The organism is Dasania marina DSM 21967 (assembly GCF_000373485.1).
In the GTDB taxonomy this organism is placed as follows: Bacteria; Pseudomonadota; Gammaproteobacteria; order Pseudomonadales; family Dasaniaceae; genus Dasania; species Dasania marina.
The window spans coordinates 56777-80882 of record NZ_KB891576.1 but is presented as its reverse complement, the minus strand read 5'-3'; the positions used below and the strand labels follow the sequence as shown (position 1 = coordinate 80882).

Below are 24106 nucleotides of genomic sequence, written 5' to 3'. Positions count from 1 at the left end.
TAAAATGGATGTAATGAAATATCATGAGCTTGCGTTGCGTACATGATACCGATGTTGCTCGTTTTGGCGAAGACCGTATAGCTGCTGCTATACGGATACCTAATACAATAACCGAGGAAATAATATGAGTAATTCCATATTGGAAACCGTTGCACTAGGTCTGTTGGATGGAAGCATTCGCATTCTAGATCTCACTGCTACGCTGCATCCAGGTACTCCTACTCTGCAGTTGCCAACTGATTTTGGTTGGGGAGAATCCTGGCCGTTTAGTATTGAGACTATCTCCCGTTACAACGACAAAGGCCCTGCGTGGTACTGGAATAATTTAAAGTGCGGGGAGCACACAGGCACCCACTTTGACGCCCCTATCCACTGGGTGTCGGGTAAAGATCTTGAAAATAACACCACTGAGACGCTACCACTAAAAAGTTTTGTAGCACCTGCAGTTGTGATTGACGCGGTGGCAGAAGCTGCGGCTGATCCTGATTTCTTAATGGATGTCGATTTTATTAAGGCGTGGGAGGCCAAGCATGGTGAAATCCCCAAAGGCGCCTGGGTGTTGTACCGCACTGACTGGTCCAAAAAAATGGACAGTGACGAATACTTAGGCATGCGTGAGGATGGTGGCCACACACCAGGTTGGGATCCAGCCACGGTTACTTTTCTTACCACAGAGCGTGATATAGCAGGGGTAGGGGTAGAAACCGTAGGCACAGATGCGGGCCAAGCTCCCGTTCAAGATCCGATGTTCCCCTGTCACAATCTGATGCATGGAGCCAATAAATGTGGTCTCGCGAGTCTTTGTAATCTTGATCAATTACCGGCTACGGGTGCAATAATTATTGCCGCGCCGCTCAAAATACGCGGAGGGTCAGGTAGCCCTTCACGCGTTCTTGCACTGGTACCCGGGAGATAATGACAGATGGCTGAACGTTCGTTTTCTCAAGAAGTCCTAAAACTACGTGCCGGTGAAGGTGACGTGTTTAAAGGTGAAGGCATTCTCGCCATCACTAAAGCGTTGCTGCAGTCTGGCGTGTCTTATGTCAGCGGTTACCAAGGGGCGCCGATATCTGCATTGATGGATGTGCTCAGCGACTCGCAAGAAATTTTGGGTGAGTTGGGTGTGCATTTTGAAGCTGCGGGTAGCGAGGCTACGGCTGCAGCTATGCTAAGCGCCTCTATTAACTATCCCTTACGTGGTGCTGTTACCTGGAAGTCGACGGTAGGTACCAATGTTGCGTCCGATGCGTTGTCTAACCTAGCATCTTCCGGTGTGACCGGCGGAGCATTGGTCATCGTTGGCGAAGACTATGGTGAGGGCTCCAGCATCATGCAGGAGCGAACCTATGCCTTTGCCATGAAAGCGCAAATGTGGCTATTAGACCCAAGGCCTAATTTGCCAAGCATTGTCAACTTGGTAGAAAAAGGTTTTGAGTTATCTGAGGCTAGCAATACGCCAGTATTTTTTATGATGCGTATTCGTGGTTGTCACGTCTCTGGAGAGTTTATCGCCAGTGATAACAAATCACCGAAGTACAATAAGACTAATACTGTGACGCCTAACCGCGAGGCGGAAAAAATCATTCTGCCGCCGAATATTTACGCCCAAGAGCAGGAAAAAATATCTTCACGATTGCCTGCGGCAAGACAATTTATTCAAGAACATGCGCTCAACGAGTTTTTCCCTGGCAAACATCAGGATATCGGTATTATCGTTCAGGGCGGCTGTTACAACACATTGATTAGGGCGCTACAGCGGCAGGGTATGTCTGACGTAATGGGCAAGTCAGATATTCCTATCTATGTGATGAATGTTGCCTATCCATTGGTGCCGGATGAGTTGGTTCGTTTCTGCGCCGATAAAAAGCAAATTTTGGTGTTGGAGGAAGGTCAGCCAGAATACGTGGAGCAAGGTATTAACACCGTGCTGCGACGTCAGGATATACAGACTCGGATTTTCGGCAAAGACATAATGCCAATGGCGGGAGAATATACTGGCCAAGTAATGCTGCTCGGCTTAGCTCGCTTTATGGAAGCCGCTGGCCTTACGCCTACATTAAGCAGTGAGCGGGTAGCCGAGATGGAAACTCCGCTGTCAGAGCAGGATCAGCAAGAGTTGCTGGCTAACGTTCCGCCTCGGCCTTCCGGTTTGTGTACGGGGTGCCCAGAAAGGCCTTTATTCTCTGCAGTAAAACAGCTACAGGAAGAGATTGGTCCGTTCCACATTAGCTCGGATATCGGTTGTCATTCATTCGCTACCCTAGCACCGTTTAATCTAGGGAATACCATTATGGGCTACGGCCTGTCTTTGGCCAGCTCCTCTGGTATTCGCCATACTCTGCCTCACAAAGCCATTAGTATTATGGGGGATGGGGGTTTTTGGCATAACGGATTGACCAGCGGTGTGACCAGTGCCGTGTTCAATAAGCACGATGGCTTGTTGATTATTGTTAATAATGGTTATGCAGCAGCAACCGGCGGGCAGGATATTCCATCTATAGTAGAGCCTAATAAAATCATCGCGACGACCATGGATACTGACAGTCATAACCGTGAGCATCCGCAGTTTATTGAAGCTGCTTGCCGTGGCGCAGGCGTGAATTGGATTCGCACCGTGAGCACTTACAATATTGAGGCGATGAAAGACACCTTGCGTGAGGCGCTCACTACGCCGCAAGAAGGTTTAAAAGTTGTGATTGCTGAGGGTGAATGTATGTTAAATCGTCAGCGGCGGATCAAGCCGCTGATGAAACGCTCGGTCGCTGAAGGCAAGCGAACGTTGCGGGCGCGTTTTGTTATTGATAGTGACACCTGCACCGGTGATCACGCTTGTATTCGCCTTTCGGGTTGCCCCTCTCTTACTATCAAAGCAAACCCAGACCCGCTGCGTAAAGACCCGGTTTCTTACGTTGATAATAGTTGTGTGGGTTGTGGTGTTTGTGGTGAGAACGTTCATACCGCAGTACTTTGCCCTTCATTTTCTAGGGTAGATTTGATTTACAATCCAGGGTGGCGCGATCGTATGTTAGGTAAAGTACGGCAAACTGTGATCGGTTGGTTGCAGACGAAAGAAGAAAATATACAGGGAGTGAAATCCCTATGAGCAGAGATAGCACTATAAATATGGTTATTGCCGCTCTCGGTGGAGAGGGTGGCGGTGTATTAACTAATTGGGTGATTGACGTAGCAGATCGCGAAAACTGGTTATGCCAAAGTACCTTTCTGGCCGGTGTTGCGCAGCGTACAGGTGCTACGATTTATTACTTGGAAATGTTTCCCCGTGCAGATATTCCAGAAGGAACACAGCCTGTCATGTCATTATTTCCCGCGCAGGGTGATATAGACATTGCCATTGCATCCGAGGTGGCCGAAGCCGGGCGTCTGGTGCAGCGCGGTTTTGTTACCCCTGATCGTACAGCCCTGATTGCGTCTGATCACCGGGTTTACGGTATCACGGAGAAGATAAATCTGGGTGACGGTACTATTGATCCTGAAACAGTGCAGGCAATCGCCGGGCGTTATGCTCGTGAGTATATTCATTTCGATATGGCTGAGTTGGCTAGACAGCATAATTCAGTGATCTCTTCGGTTATGTTGGGTGCTCTGGCAGGGGCCGGTGTGTTGCCGTTTGCTAAAGCAAGTTATGTGGCGGTGATCGAAGCAACCGGTAAGGCTGTCAAAACTAATCTTGCGGCTTTTCACGCCAGTTACGAAGCAGCCAGCGCTGGTGGAGTACAACAGTTTGAGCCTGAAGTTTCAGCCGTATCCCCAGACGTTTTCACCGTACTCAAAAAAGCCAAGACGGCTGAGGGAGGCAAACTACTGGCCCGTTTGGACGACTTCCCTGAGTCCTGTCGTGAAACTATGTACCATGCGCTGGTGAAGCTTGTTGACTATCAGGATTATGATTACGCTAGACAGTTTTTACTGGAAATGGAAGCTGTTCGCGACCTCGATAACGGTTTTGAAGACTCTGCCTTGACGCGTGAGACCGCCCGATATCTCTCGCTCTGGATGTGTTTTGAAGATGTGCCCAGGGTGGCGCAGTTGAAAACTCGCGCTACGCGGATGGAAAAAGTACGTGAAGAGGTCAAGGCCGATCCGGATCAATTAATACATATAACCGATTTTTTCCGGCCGAGAATTGAGGAATTCTGTGGCATGCTGCCAGCTAGTTTAGGGCGTCGTATGCAGTCTTCCAAAATAGTTTCGGCGCTGATGAGTCGCTTTACCAATGGCAAGAAGCTGCGTACCAATACAGTAAGTGTGTTTCTGGTGATGCGATTACTTGCCGGCATGAGGCGTTGGCGTCGAAGTAGTCTCGCATACTCCGAAGAATATGCTTTGTTCAGTGTCTGGTTGCAGGAAGTACGCAACGCTGCTACCCGAGGACAGTTTGAACAGGCACTAGAGTTGGCCGAATGCGGGCGCTTAATCAAGGGTTACGGGGAAACCCGTTCACGTACCAGTCGTCAATTGAAGACAATTCTGACTCGTGTCGAACAGTCTTCGCAAACGCCTGCGGCTACGGTAGCACTATGGCGAGAAGCTGCGCTAGCGGATGATGATGGCAAGGCGCTGGCAAAGGCATTAGCCTAAACAGCGAGGTATCGGTGTCTAGTCGTTTATCACTGCCATTAGGCTCCGATTATTGAAAGCGGTATAGCGACCATAGCTTATAGACTTTTATTTTAGGGTTTTCATGCGGAGCAGCTGTGCTGGCTGCTATTCGTTTGTGGCAAATGGTGGTGGTAACTTTTATAAACGCTAGCTCTATCTTTTTTAGGTCATTATGAGCTGCGCGAATAACATAAGTAAGCCGTTGCTTATCGTCTCTTTATTATACTTGCACTGTTATGGACGGCGTAGAATTAAAGGCGCAACAGCTTCGCTGTGTAGAGCTTACCTGTAAACATTATTTAAAGACGTAGCGTTATTGATACAATGTTGCATTATTTTTTTCTAAAATATCGATATTTATCTGTAAAGTGGAGAGGTATGTAAATGACTAATAAAACGTTTAACATTAAGTTACCCGTGCGTTTCGCTGACTGTGATCCGGCCGGGATAGTATTTTTCCCCCGCTATTTTGAGATGATTAATGCCGTGGTGGAAGAGTGGTTTGCATCTGCCCTTGATTGGTCGTTTACTCATTTGATAATAGAACGTAACGATGGTGTTCCGACAGTTAAGATTGAATGTGAGTTTTCATCTCCTAGTCGTATGGGTGATATCCTGGATTTCACATTGGTGGTTCACAAGCTGGGGCGGGGTTCGATTACACTGGTAATTGAAGCGTTTAATAATGGTGTGCCCGTACTCAAATCCCAGAATGTGTTGGTCTATACCTCTGGTAACAACGAAGGAAAAAGTATCTCTATCCCGGCCCCTCTGCGTGAGCGTATGGCCGAGTTTTTAACGGATTAATAAAAGCTCTCACAATGTCTTAATTTATTTCTGGTGGAAAAATGTCTCTTGAATCTGCATATATATACGACGGGCTCCGTACCCCTTTTGGCCGTCACGGGGGAGTTTTAGCCCCGCTACGCGCGGATAACTTATTAGGCTTTACTATTCGTAAGTTGATTGAGCGCCATCCACAAGTCGCACCATTTATAGAAGAAGTCATAGCCGGTGCCACAAATCAGGCGGGGGAAGACTGCCGTAATGTGGCGAGAATGGCAGGCCTGTTATCGGGCCTACCCGTTACTGTGGGTGGGCAAACGGTTAATAGGCTTTGTGGTAGTAGTTTGGCTGCGGTATTGGACGTATCAAGGGCATTGCGTTGTGGTGAAGGGGATTTTTATGTGGCTTGTGGTGTTGAATCCATGAGTCGGGCGCCGTTTGTGATGGCCAAGGCGGAAAAAGCATTCAGTCGTGACGTGAGTGTATTTGATACGACCATAGGCACACGCTTTCCAAACCCCGATTTGATAGCTGCATTCGGTGACCATAGCATGCCAGAAACCGCTGAAAATGTAGCGCGGGAGTTGGCGATTGGCCGTGAAGCCTGTGACCGCTTCGCTGCAGATTCACAAGCTAAATATCAGCGTGCTTTTGAAGCGGGTTATTTCGAAGGAGAAATTATCGGCGTCGAGGTAGGCCGTGGACGCAACAACCCGGCCATACTTGTCGATAAGGATGAGCACCCCAGGCCAGAGTCCACCTTTGAAAAACTTTCTAACTTAAACCCCATGTTCGCCTCCGGCGTTGTCACCGCCGGTAATGCTTCTGGCATTAACGATGGCGCGTCAGCCTTGTTGCTGGGTGGATTATCTGCTGGAGAGAAATGCGAGTTGCTTCCTAGGGGAAGAATATTAACCGGGGCTATCAGCGGAATTGAACCTCGCATAATGGGCTTGGGGCCGGTAGAGGCATCCCGTAAAGCACTGGCTCGCGCTGGCTTGTCCTTAGCTGATATGGACGTTATTGAATTGAATGAAGCATTTGCTGCGCAAGCGCTAGGTTGTTTACAGCAGATGGGCGTAGCTAGCAATGACAGTAGGGTGAACCCCAACGGTGGCGCTATTGCAATGGGCCATCCTTTGGGTGCTTCTGGTGCACGAATTATGCTAACGGCATTGCGTCAGCTAGAGCTTAGTGGCGGTCGCTACGGTTTGGCCACCATGTGTATCGGCATGGGCCAAGGTATTGCGCTAGTGATTGAGCGCGTATAAAAATTAGCTAAATAAAATGTTTAACAAGGATCCTATAGTGACAGTCGTTGATTATTATAAACAAGATAGGGTTGGTGTGATTCAACTGGATAACCCGCCGGTAAACGCTTTGTCGCAGGCATTACGTGGCGGTATTCTGGGGGCAATTGAGCAGGCGCACTCCGATGACGTGGCGGCCATCGTACTGTACTGCAAAGGCAAAACCTTTATCGCTGGGGCTGATATTAAAGAATTTGGCAAGCCGCCACAAAGTCCAGCTTTAGCTGAAGTGTTAGCTGCGCTGGAAGGTTCAGCTAAACCGATTGTCGCTGCTATACACGGAACTGCTTTAGGGGGTGGTTTGGAAGTGGCTTTAGCTTGTCATTACCGTTGTGCGCTATCATCGGCCAGCATGGGATTACCCGAGGTTAACCTAGGATTGTTGCCTGGAGGCGGGGGCACCCAGCGTTTGCCACGGTTAGTCGGCGTTGAGAAGGCTATGGAAATGATACTCAATGGTAAGCCAGTAGCGGCTCAAAAAGCATTGGAGATAGGAATAATTGATCGGGTGGTGAATGATAATTTACTCGATGGCGCCCTGCAATTTGCTAATCAGCTGATCGATGAAGGCGTAGGGGCAACAAACCCCATTCGGCGTACAGGTGAGCTGGCTATAGAGTGCAACAGCGATACGGCCCAGTTAATTGCTGATACTAGGGAGCGAGTAGCTAAGCGCTACCGCGGATTCCTTTCGCCGCACTGTATTGTGTCCGCGGTAGAAGCGGCTACTCAGTTGTCTCTATTAGAAGGTCTAAAGCGTGAACGCGAACTGTTTTTAGAGTGCATGACTTCGCCTCAGTCTAAGGCCTTACGTTACCAGTTTTTTGCTGAGCGGCAGGCGACCAAAATTCTCGATTTGGATAAAACGGTGCAACCGCGTTCGGTAGCGAAAGTTGCAGTGATTGGTGCCGGTACTATGGGCGCTGGTATCACGATGTGTTTTGCTAATGCTGGTATTCCGGTCACGCTGCTAGAGGCGCAATCAGCCGCGTTGGAGCGGGGGCTTGCGACCATCGATAAAAATTACCGTGACAGTGCTAAAAAAGGACGTATGACAGAAAGCCAGGTAGAGCAAAGACTCTCTCTAATTAAGGGATGCTTGAACTATGACGAACTGGCCGACGTTGACCTCGTTGTTGAGGCTGTGTTTGAATCGCTGGAAGTAAAGAAACAAGTGTTTCAAGAGCTGGACAGAGTTTGTAAGCCTGGAGCGATATTGGCCAGCAATACTTCATATCTTGATCTGAACAAAATAGCGGCTTTTACCCAGCGACCTGAAGATGTGATTGGTATGCATTTTTTCAGCCCTGCCAATATTATGAAATTGTTGGAAGTGGTACGTGGCGAACACAGCAGTGACGACGTTATTGCTACGGTTATGCAATTAGGTAAAAAAATCGGCAAAGTAACGGCCTTGGTGGGCGTTGGTTATGGTTTTGTTGGTAACCGTTTATTTAGCGCCTATTGTCGTGAGGCGCAGATGCTATTGCTAGAAGGGGCGACGCCATCGCAAGTGGATCAAGCGATGGTGGATTGGGGAATGGCTATGGGCCCCTTGTCAGTGCTGGATATGGCAGGGTTAGACATAGGCTACAAAGCGCGGCAAGCACGTACCGACTTGCCCGATGATCCCTGTTATTTTCATATTGGCAATGTTTTGGTTGAGCAGGGGCGTTTAGGCCAAAAAAGCAGTGCTGGCTTTTATAGCTATGACCCAAAGACGCGGCAACGTGATGTGGACCCAGCGGTAGAGCACTTAATAGTCGCTGAAGCTAAACATCTTGGTGTGCCGCAACGCAAGCTAGAGGCGAAAGAAATTGTCGAGCGATTACTCTATACAATTATTAATGAGGCGTGCCACTTGCTAGAAGAGGGTATTGCCCAGAGGCCGTCAGATATTGACTTGATTTTGGCTAATGGCTACGGTTTTCCTCGTTATCGAGGTGGGCCGATTTATTATGCCGAAACAGTGAGTTTAATAAATGTGCTGAAACGTGTTGAAGAGTTCCATGCTTCGCAAGGGTCTTTATATTGGCAGCCAGCGCCATTACTGCGGCGTATGGCGGCAGAGGGTGAGGGCTTTAAATCAGCGATCTAATTAAATAAATTATTGCCCACTTTTCGGCCAAGTTGATAACTTAAGTGGTGTTGGTGGGTAATATCCTGTGTTTAAATCTCTCCCCTATTTCGCTGTAAAAATTTGATACAAGCGTGCAGCATAGCTGTGCTGGATAAGCGAATAGAAATAAGGCATAAGTAGGCGGGTTTTGGGCTGTTACTCGACTCTAGAATAAGCGTTTCCAATACCTCCTACTGTTGCAGAGTAATTTTAAAAACAGTTCAATTGAATAACCTTGAGAAAGTACCGCAGCCAATTTTACTAAAGCATAAGTAGACACTCCCTCACAAAGATGGGCAATCCTCTGCAGTATAGTGGTTAATACTTGCATTGAGATTATTAGTGTTAATGCAATGATACTCGATAGTTTGGCCATTAGATGAGAGCCCGCTCCTTTTTTGCTTTTTGAGCGATGTGACCCATACTGAGTCATATTGTAGTAGCCGTGGTTAACTGACTGGAGATGTTTGTGTGTTCCAGGGTGATATAAAAAAAGTATGTTGGCATCTGTTTATGGTGTTGCCGATATCAGTGTCGGCTTTTGCCAGCCATGAAGCTGTTGAACAATTGTCGCTGGCCGATTTAAGCCTAGAGCAGTTAGCGAATATAAAAATAACCTCTGCCGCTAAAAAACAATCGGTACTTTCGCATACCCCAGCCGCTATTTTTGTTATCACGCAAAATGATATACGCCGTTCTGGCGCCACAAGCTTACCCGAAGCCTTACGTTTAGCCCCCAATCTACAAGTAGCACAAGTTGATGCTAATAGTTACGCCATTAGTGCTCGTGGTTTTAATGGCACAGTGAGTAATAAATTACAGGTATTAATTGATGGCCGTATGGTTTATACGCCACTGTTTTCAGGTGTTTTTTGGGATGCTCAAGATGTGTTACTGGCGGATGTGGATCGCATAGAAGTGATTAGTGGCCCTGCCGCTGCTATCTGGGGGGCGAATGCGGTTAACGGTGTGATTAATATTATTACTCGCCCGGCGGGCGATACACAAAGTAGTTTTATTAGTGCGGGGGCCGGTAACGTAGAGCGAAACACCGCTGTGCGCCATGGCGGTGAATTGGGTGATAATGCGCATTATAGAGCCTACGCCAAGCTTTCAGATAGAGAGCATAGTGAGCGCGCTGATGGTGGTGAACAAGAAGATAGTTGGGATAGTCTGCAAACCGGCTTTCGCTTAGATTGGGACTACGGTGACGACAGCCTGCAATTACAGGGCGATGCCTATAGAGGTGATTTAGAACAAACCGCCGCAGGCGATAAAGAAACCTCTGGTGCCAATATAATACTGCATTGGCAGCGGCAATTGGGGGCCCATGAGGGCGTTGCCATGACGGCCTACCATGATTACACCGCTAGAGATTACCCCGGCATTTTTACCGAACATTTACGCAGCTCGTATATAGAGCTGCGCTATCACTTTCAGCCACTGGCGGCGCACAGTGTGCAGTGGGGCGCAGACTACCGTGTTGCTAAAGACGATATTAATAATACGGCCATGTTGGCTTTTTTGCCGGCAACTAAAACCTTAGAATGGTATTCACTTTTTTTTCAAGATGAAATTAAATTAAGCTCGTCCTTGGTGGCAACCTTAGATGGACGGCTAGAGCACAACGAGTATTCGGGCACAGAGTTTATGCCTGCAGCTAGGTTGGCATGGAATATCGATAACAGCCAATTACTCTGGGGGGCGGTATCGCGTGCGGTGCGTACGCCTTCGCGTATAGATAGCGATTTTTTTATTCCGGGTGATAAGCCTTATCAAATTGCCGGTGGCCCTGATTTTAGATCTGAAACGGCACAGGTTTATGAACTGGGTTATCGCCAGTCGTTAGCGGCAGTAAGCTGGTCGCTAAGCACGTTTTACGCCGAATATGATTACTTGCGTTCAGTGGAGTCTAATGGCTTAGGACCGTTTACTCTTGCCAATGGTCTGGAGGGGCGCTCACAGGGCGTAGAAGCTTGGGGTAGTTGGCGGCCAAACGATGATTGGCAATTAAATGCAGGGCTGTTAATACAGCAGCAGCGTTTTGATGTGAAATCCGATAGTACCGACCTCAATAATGGCGAGAGCGAGGGCAATGACCCCTCCCATCAATGGTCGCTGCGTTCGCAGTGGGATATGAGTAGAACGACGCAATTGGATGTTACCGTGCGCCGGGTAGGCGCTTTGCCACAGCCCGAGGTGCCCGCCTATGTGGCTGTTGATATGCGCGTAGCTTGGCAGTGGCAAAAAAATGTAGAGATAGCTGTAACGGGGCGTAATCTTTTTGATGGTCAGCATCCAGAATTTGGCGCTGGCCCTACGCGCAGCGAAATTGAACGCAGTGTTTATCTATCGCTTAGGTGGGGTTTGTAATGCGCAGGCGAGTTGTCAGCGCATGCAGCATTCTACTTATTAGTTTTTTGAGTGTCAGTTGGGCGGATAATGTTTCGGTAGAAACGCGTATTAAAGCCGCTTTTTTATATAAGTTTTGTAGCTATATTCGTTGGCCGTCAGAGGTTTTTGCGAATAGCGATGATCCCGTGATAATGCTGATATTGGGTGACGATGTGTTAGCGGCTGAATTAGAGTATATAGTTGCAGATCGTTTGACGGAGGGGCGCTCGTTTTCTGTTTATCGTGGTTTAGATAGTGTTGAGCTTACTTCAGTACAGCTAGTTTATATGGCAGGCGTTGAGCTGAGCAATAAACACAAAATTATATCCCAACTAGCGCTGCAACCTGTAGTGACGGTGACCGAGCTAGTTAATCAGCAGGGGCCGGGTATTATTAATTTTATTAAGGTGGATAATCGTATGCGCTTTGATGTTTTCCAGGCTCGCGCGCAAAAGGCAAATTTGAGTATGGATTCGCAGTTATTAACTGTGGCTAGGCAGGTGATTAGAGAGTCTCCATAATGTGTTGCTACTTTTTAATGCCTGCGTTGTTACTGATGCGCAAGGTTAAGTGGCTATTTTAACGGGCGCTTGCTTGTTATGATCCACCTTTTAATGGTGTCTGTGTAAGAGGTGTGCTGGCGTTGAGTAGTGATGAATATTGGATGGCCAAGGCTTTGGCCCTAGCTGAGCAAGGTGCTGCCCTAGGTGAAGTGCCCGTAGGCGCGGTACTGGTAGCCGATGATCAGCTATTGGGGCAGGGCTATAACTGCCCTATTAGTCGTAACGACCCCACCGCTCATGCTGAGGTAATGGCTATGCGTGATGCTGCCCAGCAACAAGCCAATTACCGCCTACCTAATTCCACCTTATACATTACCTTAGAGCCCTGCACCATGTGTGCGGGGGCCATTGTTCATGCCCGGATTGGTCGTATAGTGTATGGCGCTACCGAGCCCAAGGCTGGAGTGGTGGTCAGTAATCCCTGTGTATTTGACAATGAATACTTAAATCACAAAGTCGAGTATCAGGGCGGCGTGTTGGCAGAAGAATGCGGGGTTATGCTCAGTGCGTTTTTTAAAAAGCGGCGTGCGGATAAAAAGAAAGTCGCTAGAGAATAGTCGCTAGTTCCTAGTTTGTAGTCGCTAGAATCGTCACTCCGGTGAAAACCGGAGTCCTGCTTTTACTAGCGACTATAGACTAGGAGCTATAGACTTTTTTATAACGCATCAAAACTTCCCAGTAAACTTTCCGGTAAATATTGATCCATTTGTTTCGGCGGCGGGGTGCGATTTTGGCTGAGTTCCGACCACTGTAAATAATTATAATAATGCCGTATGTTTTGCACATAGGTTAGGGCCTCTTGGCCGCGGGCGTAACCGTATTTGGTGTTTCTATACCAATTGCGTTTTTGTAGCAGCGGTAGGCGAGTTTTTAGATCGGCCCATTGGTTGTGGTTGCCACCTTGTTGTTGGGTTATTTTTCTCACGTCTTTGATATGTCCTAGGCCTAGGTTATAGGCCGCCAGAGCAAACCAGCTTCTATCGGGTTCTTTAATCGCTCGGGGTAGTTTACGTTTTATTTTTTTATAATAAGCCGCGCCGCCTTTTAGGCTTTGCTCTACATCCACGCGGTTAATAATATTCATTTCTCTGGCGGTGCCCTGGGTAAGCATCATCATGCCGCGTACGCCGGTGGGCGAGCGGGCACGTGGGTTCCAATGTGATTCCTGATAGCTAATAGAGGCCAGTAAGCGCCAGTCCATGCCGTATTGTTGCGCGGTTTTTTCTATCAGCTCACGATACTGGGGTAGCTTGCTCTCCACGGCTTTGGCAAAGGTATTAGTGCTAACTTGTTTTTGCTCTTCGGCGTGGCTGTAAAAACGCTCCTGCAATTGTTGCAGAGTGCCGTCTTCCATAATCTCTTTAAAAAAAGCCTCTAAGGACGCCATTCGTTGATTACTGTGAGCATTGTTGGGTAGTGCCCATGCTAGCTGCCCTGGCTGCCCCAGCTCAAAGGCCGAGCGCAGGGTGGGGTAAAAACCGCGGTTGGCGATAAAGTCATTAGAGTCGATGATGGTGTAATCACTTTCGCCGTTAGCGACCATGTCTAGCAAATCGATAGTTTCAGCATCGGGCGCTGCGTGCCAGCTTAGCTCTGGGTGCTGTTGCTGTAGCTGCTGTAAAATTTCGCCGTGGCTGCTACTGGTCATAATTACGATGCGGGTGCCGATAAGGTCGGCTATGGTTTTGGGTTTGAGGTGAGTTTTACGGTTGTAGATTAGCCACTGCTGCACATCTAAATAAGAGGGTGAGAATAACCACTGTTGCTGTCGCTCTGGGGTAATGGTTAGGCCGGCTGCGGCTAGGTCGGCGCGGTTTTCGCGCAGTGCGGAAAAAATATCGTCCAGGCTGTGTACAGAGACAAATTCCAACTCTAGGTTTTGCGAATCAGCGTAGCGTTTAACTAATTCATATTCAAAACCGGTGGGGCCGTCTTTATCTTGGTAGTAAGTGGTTAGGCCATTGCGGGTAACAACTTTAAGCTGAGTTTTGGGGTCGTGAGTGCTTGAGTCGCTATGGCAGGCCGTTAATAAAAACACTAAGCACAGGTAGCTAAGCGTGTAGCGTAGGGGGCTAGCTAGCGTGGTTGTGCATAGTGAGAATAATTGTGAGTGCATGCTGCTTATTTTAGCAGCCTTGCTTGGGCTTGTATCGGCCTATGATTGTTGAAAAAGTGTACAGTGTTTTAGTTGTGTCACTGCTATTTGGGCAAATGCTAGGGTTTAGCACCTTAATTAGGCTGACAGAAACATAACTCTTTTGTGAGAAATCGAGTAGAATGAGGGCTTTTTATAACTCCCCTCAGGAAGGAATGAATTCAGCATGCTGATAAACCGTGGCGCCCCAGCACTATCCGAGTTTCGTATCGAAAAGCTTGTTGCTCAACTCACAAAGTCCATTCCCGGCCTAGAAGGTATTTACGCAGAGTTCGTCCACTTTTCCGACCTAGACGGCGACCTACCTAAAACCAAACAAAAAGTTTTAGAGAAGCTGCTTAGCTACGGCCCCAAAGCTAAAGCGGCTGAGGCCGAAGGCCTATTATTTTTAGTGTTGCCACGCCCCGGTACTATTTCCCCCTGGTCCAGTAAGGCCACCGATATTGCTCACAACTGTGGTTTAAAAGCGGTGAAGCGTATAGAGCGCGGCATAGCCTTTACCATTATAGGCAAGAAGAGCTTAAAGTCTGAACAGGCAGATTTAATCAAATCACTGATACATGACCGCATGGTAGAGGCGGTATATACCAAGTTGGATCATGCTAAGGTTTTGTTTGAGCACGAACAGCCTGCGCCTATGGCCACCGTTAATATGCTTAAAGGCGGCCGCAAAGCATTGGTTAAAGCTAATGAAGAGTTGGGCCTAGCCTTGGCCGATGATGAAATTGATTACTTGCTTGAGAGCTTTAAAGGCTTGGGGCGCAACCCCAGCGATGTAGAGCTGATGATGTTTGCGCAAGCTAACTCCGAGCATTGCCGCCACAAAATTTTTAATGCCAGCTGGACGATTAACGGCAAGAAGCAAAAGCACTCGCTGTTTAGCATGATAAAAAACACCAACGAATTGGGCGGTGAAAATGTCTTGTCGGCTTACTCCGATAATGCCGCAGTGGTTGCCGGTAGCAAAGGCGGGCGTTTTTACCCCGACCCCGAAACCTATACTTACAACTACCACCACGAAGATATACACCTGTTAATGAAGGTGGAAACCCATAACCATCCCACAGCGATAGCCCCTTTCTCGGGCGCAGGTACTGGCTCTGGTGGTGAGATACGCGACGAAGGCGCGGTGGGAAAGGGCTCTAAGCCCAAGGTAGGCCTTACGGGTTTTACCGTGTCCAACCTACATCTTCCCGAGTTTAACCAGCCCTGGGAGCTGAATTACGGCAAACCTGAGCGTATCGTTTCGGCGCTGGATATTATGATAGAGGGTCCCGTCGGTGGCGCGGCCTTTAATAATGAGTTTGGCCGTCCCAACTTATGTGGTTACTTCCGTACCTATGAAGAAACCGTCAATGGCCCAGCCGGCATAGAGCGTCGCGGTTACCACAAGCCTATTATGATTGCCGGTGGTTACGGCAACATCAAAGCCGAACACGTGATAAAAACTGAATTCCCCGCCGGCTGTAAGTTGATTGCCCTAGGCGGCCCTGCCATGCAAATTGGTTTGGGCGGTGGTGCCGCTTCCAGCATGGCTTCGGGTAGCTCTACCGAAGATTTAGACTTTGCCTCGGTACAGCGTCAAAACCCAGAAATGGAGCGTCGCTGCCAAGAGGTGATAGATCGCTGCTGGGCTATGGGCGAGAACACGCCCATAGCTTTTATTCACGATGTCGGTGCCGGTGGATTATCTAACGCCTTCCCCGAGTTAGTTAAAGACGGCAATCGCGGCGGTAACTTTGAGTTGCGCAACGTAGCCAACGACGAACCGGGTATGTCGCCCCTAGCGATTTGGTGTAATGAATCGCAAGAGCGCTATGTGTTGGCGGTGAAGCCCGAAGACCTAGCGACCTTTGAACAAATTTGTGAGCGCGAGCGCTGCCCTTATGCGGTAGTGGGCGAGGCCACCGATGAGAAGCATCTACGGGTGGGCGATAGCCATTTCGAAAACAACCCGGTTGATTTACCCATGTCAGTACTGTTTGGCAAGGCACCGAAAATGCATCGCATGTTAGATCGCATTAAAGTAAAAGGGGTGAAGTTTAACAGCCGTTTTGTCGAACTAGAGGAGGCTGCCGAACGCATACTCAAGCTGCCTACTGTGGCCAGCAAAAACTTTTTGATTACCATCGGTGATCGCAGCATTACCGGCATGGTCGCCAGAGATCAAATGGTGGGCCCTTGGCAGGTGCCGGTAGCCGACAGCGCGGTGACTACGGTTTCCTATGATAGCTATGCCGGTGAAACCATGGCCATGGGTGAGCGTACCCCTATGGCGTTAATCAATGCGCCGGCCTCAGGCCGTATGGCAGTAGGCGAGGCGCTAACCAATATCGCCTGTAGTGCCATAGGTGATATTAAAGACATTAAATTATCCGCCAACTGGATGTGTGCCGCAGGCCACCCCGGTGAAGACGAAAAGCTGTATGACACCGTCAAAGCGGTAGGCATGGAGTTATGTCCGGCTTTGGGCCTGACTATCCCGGTAGGTAAAGACTCTATGTCTATGCAAACCACTTGGGAGGCGGGCAACCATACCAAGACGGTAACCTCGCCCATGTCAGTAGTGATTTCGGCGTTTAGCCCGGTTACCGATGTGCGGTTATCGCTTACCCCGCAATTGCGCACCGACCTCGGTAATAGTGATTTACTGTTAATCGACTTAGGCCTAGGTAAAAACCGTTTAGGGGCCAGCTGCTTAGCGCAGGTGTATAACCAAATTGGTGATAGCGCTGCTGATGTCGACAACCCCGAGCATTTAAAAGGGTTTTTCAATGCCATGCAAAAGGTGTTGGCTAAAGAGTGGGCCATCGCCTATCACGATAGATCTGACGGTGGCTTGTTTACCACGCTTTGTGAAATGGCCTTTGCTGGCCATTGCGGTATCACTATCGATATCAAGGCGCTGGGTGAGCAGGACTTAGCCGTGCTGTTTAACGAAGAGCTGGGCGCGGTATTGCAAGTGAAGCGCCGCAGCTTAAAAAGTGTAATCAAAGCCTTTGCCGATCAGGGCTTGGCCGATGCGGTTAAGCTTATCGGTGAGGTCAATGAAGACGATCAAATCACGATTAGCCGCGGTGATAACGTGCTGCTTAGCCAGCCCCGCAGCCACTACCAGCAAATGTGGTCTGAGGTTAGCTACCGTATACAGGCGCTACGCGATAACCCCGAGTGTGCTGAGCAAGAGTTTGCGTTAATCAGCGAGGATAACCCCGGCCTTTCTACCCAGCTTAGCTACGACCCCAATAAAGATGTGGCCGCTAAGTTCCTCAAAAAACGTAACAAGCCCAAAGTGGCGATACTGCGTGAGCAGGGCGTAAACGGCCAAATGGAAATGGCAGCGGCCTTTGATAAGGCCGGTTTTACTGCGGTAGATGTACACATGAGCGACATCTTATCGGGTCGTGTCACCCTAGATGAATTTAGAGGTTTAGCTGCCTGTGGTGGTTTCTCCTACGGTGATGTATTGGGGGCCGGTGAAGGCTGGGCCAAGACCATCTTGTTTAACAAGCGCGCCCGTGACCAGTTCGAAACTTTCTTCCACCGCGAAGACACCTTTAGCTTGGGGGTGTGTAATGGTTGCCAGATGATGTCCAACCTTAAGAGCCTTATCCCCGGTGCCGATCACTGGCCGCGTTTTGTACGCAATAGCTCTGAGCAATTTGAGGCGCGAGTGGCACTGGTTGAAATTCAACAATCACCCTCCATATTACTGAAGGGGATGGCTGGCTCGTATATGCCGGTAGCGATTGCTCACGGTGAGGGCCGCGCTGAGTTTAGCAGTGATAAGCAGCAGCAAGCCTTGGCCGAAACTGATCACGTAGGTATGCGTTATATCGATAACCACCTACAAGTCACCGAGCGTTACCCTGCCAACCCCAACGGTTCACCGGAAGGTATTAGTGCAGTTAGCAGCGCCGATGGCCGTGTCACTATCATGATGCCGCACCCCGAGCGCGTATTCCGCGCCGTGCAAAACTCGTGGCAGCCTGATGAGTGGGATGAAGACGGCGCTTGGATGCGTCTATTCCGCAATGCGCGGGTTTGGGTGGGCTAAGCCTATTTTATAAAGCGCCGTAAGGCATTAATAAAAAAGAACAACTAGGGCGCGGCTATAAAGGCGGCGCTAATAATGGAACAGTTATGCTAAATACATACCCTCTTTGGAAATACCTGCTGATAGCGTTTGTTGTCAGCGTGGGTTTCTTTTATGCCGCACCCAATCTATATGTCCCCGACCCGGCGGTGCAAATATCCGGTGACAGTAGTACCACCTTAATCGATGACAAGGCGCTAAGCCGTGTCACGCTAGCCCTGCAAGAGGCTGATATCGCTTATTTTGGTGAAGAGATAGGCGATAATGCCAAAAACGCCTTAATTCGTTTACAGCATAGGGATGATCAATTGCACGCCCAGAGCGTGATACAGCGCGCCTTGGGTGACGGCTATGTGGTGGCCTTAAATCTGGCCACCACTACCCCCGACTGGTTAAGCAGCTGGGGCGCAGAGCCTATGAAATTGGGCTTGGACTTAAGCGGCGGGGTACACTTTTTATTAGAAGTGGATACCCAAGCGGCGCTGGCTAAGCGCATGGAAATTTATAATGCCGGTATTAAGCGGCAGCTGCGGGAAGAAAAGATTCGCGGCTTTGTAAGCTTAGATAAGCAGGGCGGATTTATTGTCGGTAAATTTAAAACCGAAGAGTTACGTCAGCAAGCCAGTAAAAAAATTCGCAGCGAATACCCCGAGTTAGTGCGCGAAGATAATAATAGTGACAACAGCTTTCAATTGCGTTGGATGATTTCCGAATCCAAAATCAAAGAGATTACAGACTACGCCGTAAGCCAAAACTTAACCACGCTGCGCAACCGCGTTAACGAATTGGGCGTGTCAGAGCCGTTGGTACAGCGTCAAGGTAGCAACCGTATTGTGGTGGAATTACCTGGCGTGCAAGACACCGCCGAAGCTAAGCGTATACTGGGTAAAACGGCTAACTTGGAGTTTCGCTTAGAAGCTAAACTCAGTGCCAGCAGCGCCACCCGCGAAGAATTCGAATACCGCGATCAAGGCCGCGGCACGGCCTGGCTAGAGCGTAATGCAGTGATTACTGGTGAGCGCGTAGCCAATGCCTCCGCCGGGTTTGATCCGCAAACCAGCCAGCCGGAAGTCAATATCACCTTAGATAGCGAAGGCGGTAGCATGATGCACCGCGTTACTCGCAACAATATCAAGCGTCGTTTGGGTGTGTTGTTTTTAGAGCGCAAAAGCCGCACCCGCTATGAGATGAACGAAGCTGGCGAAGAAGTCATAGTAAAAATACCCTATGACGAAAAACGTATTATTAGCTTGGCCACCATACAATCTGCGCTGGGCGTACGCTTTCGCATTACCGGTTTAGATAGCCCCGCTGAAGCTGCCGAGTTGGCATTGTTATTACGCGCCGGTGCCTTAGCCGCGCCTATGGACTTTGTTGAAGAGCGCACGGTAGGGCCATCACTGGGTGCCGAGAATATTCAGCAGGGCTTAATGTCGGTACAGATAGGCCTAGCCTTAGTGGCGGCCTTTATGATGATTTACTATCGCTTATTTGGTGTTATTGCGGTGCTGGGCTTGGCGGTTAACTTGATATTGTTAGTGGCCCTAATGTCGTTGATGTCGGCTACTTTAACCCTGCCGGGTATAGCGGGTGTGGTATTAACTGTGGGTATGGCGGTGGACGCCAACGTGTTAATTTTTGCCCGTATTAAAGAAGAGTTAAAGAATGGCATGCCGCCACAACAGGCGATTAACTCCGGTTATGGGCGCGCCTTTGTCACTATTATGGATGCCAACCTCACCACTTTATTGGTGGCGGTCATACTATACGCTGTGGGCACCGGCCCGGTACGCGGCTTCGCGGTGACTTTATCGCTGGGTATTATCACTTCAATGTTTACCGCTATCATCGGTTCTAGAGCATTGGTTAATTTAATTCACGGCGGTCGCAAAGTTAGCAAACTGTCCATATAGCACGGAATTAAACGGTCATATTATGTCAGAACAAAAAATTATTAATTTTATGGGGCAGCGCAAAATAGCTGCTACTTTTTCATTGCTGTTGTTGCTGCTGTCTATAGGCTCGCTGGCGGTGAAAGGGTTAAACTTTGGTTTAGATTTTACCGGTGGCACCTTGGTAGAGGTGAACTACAGCGTAGCTGAGCCTTTACAAAATGTGCGTAACACCTTGGAAAAGTCGGGCTACAATGGTGCAGTGGTAGTCAACTTTGGCTCCGACACTGACGTGTTAGTGCGCCTGCCGCATGGCCAGAGCGATCAATTAGGTGCAGAGATCATTGCCGCCCTCAGCCAAGATGTAAACGGTGCTATAGAGTTACGCCGAGTAGAGTTTGTTGGCCCGCAAGTGGGTGATGAACTCAAAGAACAGGGCGGCCTAGCGATGTTGATGGCGCTGGGTTTAGTCATGTTATATGTGGCTATGCGCTTTCAGCTTAAGTTTTCGGTGGGGGCGGTATCGGCCTTAATCCACGATGTTATTGTTACGCTGGGTGTGTTTTCTATACTGCAAATAGACTTTGATTTAACCGTATTGGCGGCGGTGTTGGCCGTTATTGGTTATTCCTTGAATGACACTATCGTGGTGTCGGATCGCATACGTGAAAATTTCATCAAGATACGTAAGGCTACGCCCATAGAAATTATTAATATTTCTTTAACGGAAACCTTGGCTAGAACCATAGTGACCTCGTTAACTACGATATTAGTATTGGTCGCCTTGTTTGTGTTTGGTGGCGAGATGATACATAGCTTTGCCCTAGCCTTATTAGTAGGTGTGGTTATCGGTACCTACTCCTCTATTTACGTGGCTTCCAATGTATTGCTAGCCATGGATATTTCGAAAGAAGATTTGATTCCGCCGGCTAAAGAAGCTGCGGAGATTGATGACTTACCCTAATTTTTAAACTGGCCGAGCATACTGCCCGGCTTTAACAACTGTCGAAAGGATGAACCATGAAAACAGTAAAGAAGACGTCTGAGTACACCATACAGCAGCGTAAAGATGAGCGTTATGCGGTAATTGGTGCCAATAAAAAAGCGATCAACGGCGAAGAGAAAACCAAAATTCTTTTAGCTGAAGGCTTAATTAAACTAACCGCTGCAGCGCCTGCGCCGGTAGAAGAGGCTCCTGCTGAAGAAGCACCAGCGGCTGAGTAATTAGCCTAGCTTTAAGATGTTAAAAAAGGCGCCGTCTCTAGGGATGGCGCCTTTTTTTATGCTGCTGAAAAAGCTTGATACTGTAAGCTAGCAGGATTATTTTCTGTTGGGGCTTATAGCTGGAGATAAATAGAAATATTGTCCATGGCGTACCGAGAATAGTTGCTTGCATCCCTGTAAAAAGCTTGCAGCTTAGAACTTAGAGCTTATCTCTATGCCATAGGTACGTGGTGCGCCTCGAATAGTGTAGTTGTAACCAAAGGCTTCGCTGAGATTAATGCCGTAGAGTTTGTACTCTTGGTCGGTGAGGTTTTTACCCCATAGCGCCACAGTTACATCGCTGTCGCTGGGGCTAAAGCTAATGCGGCCGTCTATAAGGCTGTAGTTGCTTTGACCTATGCTGTCGTAGCCGGCGGTATTGTTAAAGGGGGTAAACCATTGATCGTCTATAAATTGATAATTGACAAAAAAGTCTAGCCGGCCTTGTTTAATTAGCCATTGGTAGTTGGCCGAAAGGTTGGCATTGATTGCTGGGGCATTGGCCAGTTCGTTGCCGGACAAATCCCAGCTCTGGCCGCTGGCATCAAGATGGATGCCTTTTTTAAATTCCGAATCGATTAAACCCAAGCCTGCTTGCAGGCTGAGTTGCTCAGTCACCTGCGCGCTAAGCTCTAAGTCCAAGCCTTTGATGCTGGCTCGGTCGGCGCTTTCCAGCAGCTGGCGGGTGCCGACGATATTAATAAATTGCAGGCCGCGGTAGTCGTAGTAGAACAGGGCCGAGCGGTATTGCAGCCGGCCATCAAACCACTGGCCTTTGGCACCCACTTCATAGGCATTCACATACTCTGGGTCTACCGGATTTAGCTCACTGGCATCATTCACTGCCGCACCGTTAAAGGCACTGCCGCGATAGCCGCGACTATAGGCGCTGTACAGCATATGCTCATCGTTGAGTTGGTAGACTAGCTTAGTGGTGCCAGTCCATTCTTCATCAGTAATACGCTGGCTGGGGAAAGCTGCATTGGCGTCGTAGGGGATGGTTAAGGGGATAAGCCCCACCAAGGGCACGCCGGCGTAGTTACCTATAGAGGTGTTGACGTTGAATTGCTTGTTGCGGTCTCGGCTGTAGCGCAGGCCAGCGGTTAGGCTGAGGGTATCGCTAAGTTGGTAATCCAGCTGGCCGTAAACCGCCAGTGACTGCCTATCCTGCTGATAGCGTTGCTCTTGGGTAAAGCCGGTATTGGGTGGCGCGTAGCCCGGTAGTACGGCTTCTAGGCTGTGGAAATAGTCAAAGGTAACGTGGGTGTCTACATGGTCTTGGGTGTAATACAGACCAGCGATATAGCCCAAAGGATCGGTTTCTAGGCTGCTGATGCTAAATTCTTGGCTGAACTGGCGGGTGTCGGTGAGGTAGTCCAGCTCCAGCAATTGTTGGGGGGTGCCGTCACTGTCGGCGCGCAAATCATAGCTGCTGTCGTAGTAGCCGGTGGTGGAGTTGAGGTTGACGCTGTTTAGTCGCCAGTTAACCGCTAGGTTGGCGCCGTCCACGGTAATCGCCATTTTGCCGTTTTTACTCGTGTTGGCATCGTGGCCATCATAATCGCTGGGGCGTACATAAAAAGGTTGGCTGAATAGACCTAGGGTAGCGCTCAATACATCTATACCGCCGGGCAGTGTTGCTTCGGGGATGACTGCTGGGGCATTGGTGTCGCTGTTACTGCTATTCAGCTTGAGTACGGTTTCAATATTGTCACTGGCCTGATAGCGCAGGCTGAGTCTATAAGCTTGTCTATCAACTTGATTGAGGTCATCCAGCCCCGGAGTGTGGTTTTCGCTGTAACCATCGGCGCGAGCAATATTGGTAGCCAGTCGTACTGCCAGTTTATGGTCTATTAACGGTGTCTCGTAGGCGGCATTGATCTCGTGAGCATTATAATTACCTAGGCTAAGCGAGGCGTAGCCATCGGCTTCAAAGTCGGGGGTTCTACTCAGTAGATTGATGGCGCCGCCGGTGGTGTTGCGACCATATAGCGTACCCTGTGGGCCTTTCAATATTTCTACCCGCTGCAGGTCAAACATAGCGAGGCCGTGCATAAAGTTGCTGCTTAGGTAGACTCCATCTTGGTATATACCTATAGGGCTGGACTGATTGGTGCTGTAATCGGCCATGCTAATGCCACGTAGGGCAAACAAGGGCAAAACTTCACCGTTGGGTTGGGCTACCTGCAAATTGGGCACCACCGCCGCGATATCACCGAGAGTATGCAGGCTGGCCTGGTCGATTAAGTGGGCATTAATGACATTGACCGCTAGTGGTATGGTGGATAGTGCCTGTTCGCGTCTTTGCGCGGTAACCACTATCTCCTCTATCGGCTGTAAGCGAGGTGTGCTGGTGCTGTTAGCTAGGCTGTGGGGCTGATGGGCCACTATGAATAAACTACCAAAAGCTACTACCGCTATTGTTTTCTTATAATTATTGTTCAATGTTAATCCATCTTATCTGAGTGAGGTTATATGAAGGGTCGAACAGATATAACGACGGTTATAATTGTAGTTTAGATATCGGCGCTTTCCTTGAAATAATGAGTTTTGAGGCCTTTAATTAAGTGTATAAGTATAAGTCGTCATTGATGTACTATCTTTGATGCTATACGATGGCCCCTAAGTTAGATGATGGAACTTAGCAGGGACATTACTTTTAGGAGTTGTAACTATGTTGATATTAACCAGAAGAGTCGGTGAGTCGTTGAAGATAGGTGATGACGTTACCGTGACTGTTTTAGCTAGCAAGGGCAATCAGATCCGTATTGGTATAGACGCTCCGCGTGATGTAGAAGTCCACCGTGAAGAGATATACGAACGCATACATGGCCAAGCTGAAGTTGGAAATCAAAAAGAAGCTTAACAGCCTATAAAAAAACCGAGTTTATACCTCGGTTTTTTTATG

The 24106-nt window shown here is 48.8% G+C and carries 16 protein-coding genes; 14 read left to right on the top strand and 2 right to left on the bottom strand.

Annotated features, from left to right (window positions below; genetic code table 11):
• Positions 1-124 precede the first annotated feature (124 nt).
• The 9 genes from B067_RS0105005 (at position 125) to tadA (ending at position 12349) form a co-directional block, all read left to right on the top strand.
• On the top strand, positions 125-916 hold the full coding sequence (locus B067_RS0105005) for a cyclase family protein (RefSeq protein WP_019528968.1): 792 nt from the start codon (positions 125-127) through the stop codon (positions 914-916).
• A 6-nt stretch (positions 917-922) separates the two neighbouring features.
• Positions 923-3103 (top strand): indolepyruvate ferredoxin oxidoreductase subunit alpha, encoded by a 2181-nt coding sequence (locus tag B067_RS0105000; protein WP_019528967.1) that lies wholly within the window; start codon positions 923-925, stop codon positions 3101-3103.
• On the top strand, positions 3100-4599 hold the full coding sequence (locus B067_RS0104995; RefSeq protein ID WP_019528966.1) for an indolepyruvate oxidoreductase subunit beta family protein: 1500 nt from the start codon (positions 3100-3102) through the stop codon (positions 4597-4599). Before B067_RS0105000 ends, B067_RS0104995 begins: the two co-directional genes overlap by 4 nt.
• Positions 4600-5004: 405 nt before the next feature.
• Positions 5005-5427 (top strand): acyl-CoA thioesterase, encoded by a 423-nt coding sequence (locus tag B067_RS0104990; RefSeq protein WP_019528965.1) that lies wholly within the window; start codon positions 5005-5007, stop codon positions 5425-5427.
• Positions 5428-5468: 41 nt separating this feature from the next.
• Positions 5469-6677: an acetyl-CoA C-acyltransferase gene (locus B067_RS0104985; protein WP_019528964.1), complete on the top strand. Its 1209-nt coding sequence runs from the start codon at positions 5469-5471 to the stop codon at positions 6675-6677.
• A gap of 37 nt (positions 6678-6714) precedes the next feature.
• On the top strand, positions 6715-8814 hold the full coding sequence (locus tag B067_RS0104980; RefSeq protein WP_026244426.1) for a 3-hydroxyacyl-CoA dehydrogenase NAD-binding domain-containing protein: 2100 nt from the start codon (positions 6715-6717) through the stop codon (positions 8812-8814).
• Between the two features lie 534 nt (positions 8815-9348).
• Complete coding sequence (locus B067_RS19665; protein WP_156820758.1) at positions 9349-11208, top strand: TOL_0244 family TonB-dependent receptor; 1860 nt, start codon at positions 9349-9351, stop codon at positions 11206-11208.
• On the top strand, positions 11208-11750 hold the full coding sequence (locus tag B067_RS0104970) for a TOL_0243 family YfiR-like periplasmic protein (protein WP_019528961.1): 543 nt from the start codon (positions 11208-11210) through the stop codon (positions 11748-11750). Before B067_RS19665 ends, B067_RS0104970 begins: the two co-directional genes overlap by 1 nt.
• Positions 11751-11866: 116 nt before the next feature.
• A complete protein-coding gene (tadA, locus tag B067_RS0104965) occupies positions 11867-12349 on the top strand; it encodes a tRNA adenosine(34) deaminase TadA (RefSeq protein ID WP_205619947.1) in 483 nt (160 codons plus the stop codon).
• Positions 12350-12447: 98 nt separating this feature from the next.
• Here the strand turns inward: tadA and mltF are convergent, their stop codons facing one another.
• Positions 12448-13908: a membrane-bound lytic murein transglycosylase MltF gene (mltF, locus tag B067_RS0104960; protein WP_019528959.1), complete on the bottom strand. Its 1461-nt coding sequence runs from the start codon at positions 13906-13908 to the stop codon at positions 12448-12450.
• 205 nt (positions 13909-14113) lie between these two features.
• On the opposite strand from mltF, the gene purL reads away from it, so the two are divergent.
• The 4 genes from purL to B067_RS0104940 all read left to right on the top strand — a co-directional run bounded on the left by purL (position 14114) and on the right by B067_RS0104940 (position 21159).
• Positions 14114-18004, top strand: coding sequence for a phosphoribosylformylglycinamidine synthase (gene purL / locus B067_RS0104955; protein WP_019528958.1), 3891 nt, complete (start codon positions 14114-14116; stop codon positions 18002-18004).
• Between the two features lie 86 nt (positions 18005-18090).
• Entirely contained in the window at positions 18091-19956 is a 1866-nt protein-coding gene (secD, locus tag B067_RS0104950; RefSeq protein WP_026244424.1) for a protein translocase subunit SecD, read from the top strand.
• A gap of 22 nt (positions 19957-19978) precedes the next feature.
• The gene (secF, locus tag B067_RS0104945; RefSeq protein WP_019528956.1) at positions 19979-20899 is read left to right on the top strand and encodes a protein translocase subunit SecF; all 921 of its coding nucleotides are present in this window, start codon (positions 19979-19981) and stop codon (positions 20897-20899) included.
• Positions 20900-20955: 56 nt separating this feature from the next.
• Positions 20956-21159: a hypothetical protein gene (locus B067_RS0104940; protein ID WP_019528955.1), complete on the top strand. Its 204-nt coding sequence runs from the start codon at positions 20956-20958 to the stop codon at positions 21157-21159.
• Positions 21160-21351: 192 nt separating this feature from the next.
• Here the strand turns inward: B067_RS0104940 and B067_RS0104935 are convergent, their stop codons facing one another.
• Complete coding sequence (locus tag B067_RS0104935; protein ID WP_019528954.1) at positions 21352-23643, bottom strand: TonB-dependent receptor; 2292 nt, start codon at positions 23641-23643, stop codon at positions 21352-21354.
• A gap of 229 nt (positions 23644-23872) precedes the next feature.
• Here B067_RS0104935 and csrA point away from each other — a divergent pair, with 229 nt between their 5' ends.
• The gene (gene csrA, locus B067_RS0104930) at positions 23873-24064 is read left to right on the top strand and encodes a carbon storage regulator CsrA (RefSeq protein WP_019528953.1); all 192 of its coding nucleotides are present in this window, start codon (positions 23873-23875) and stop codon (positions 24062-24064) included.
• The last annotated feature ends 42 nt before the right edge of the window (positions 24065-24106 follow it).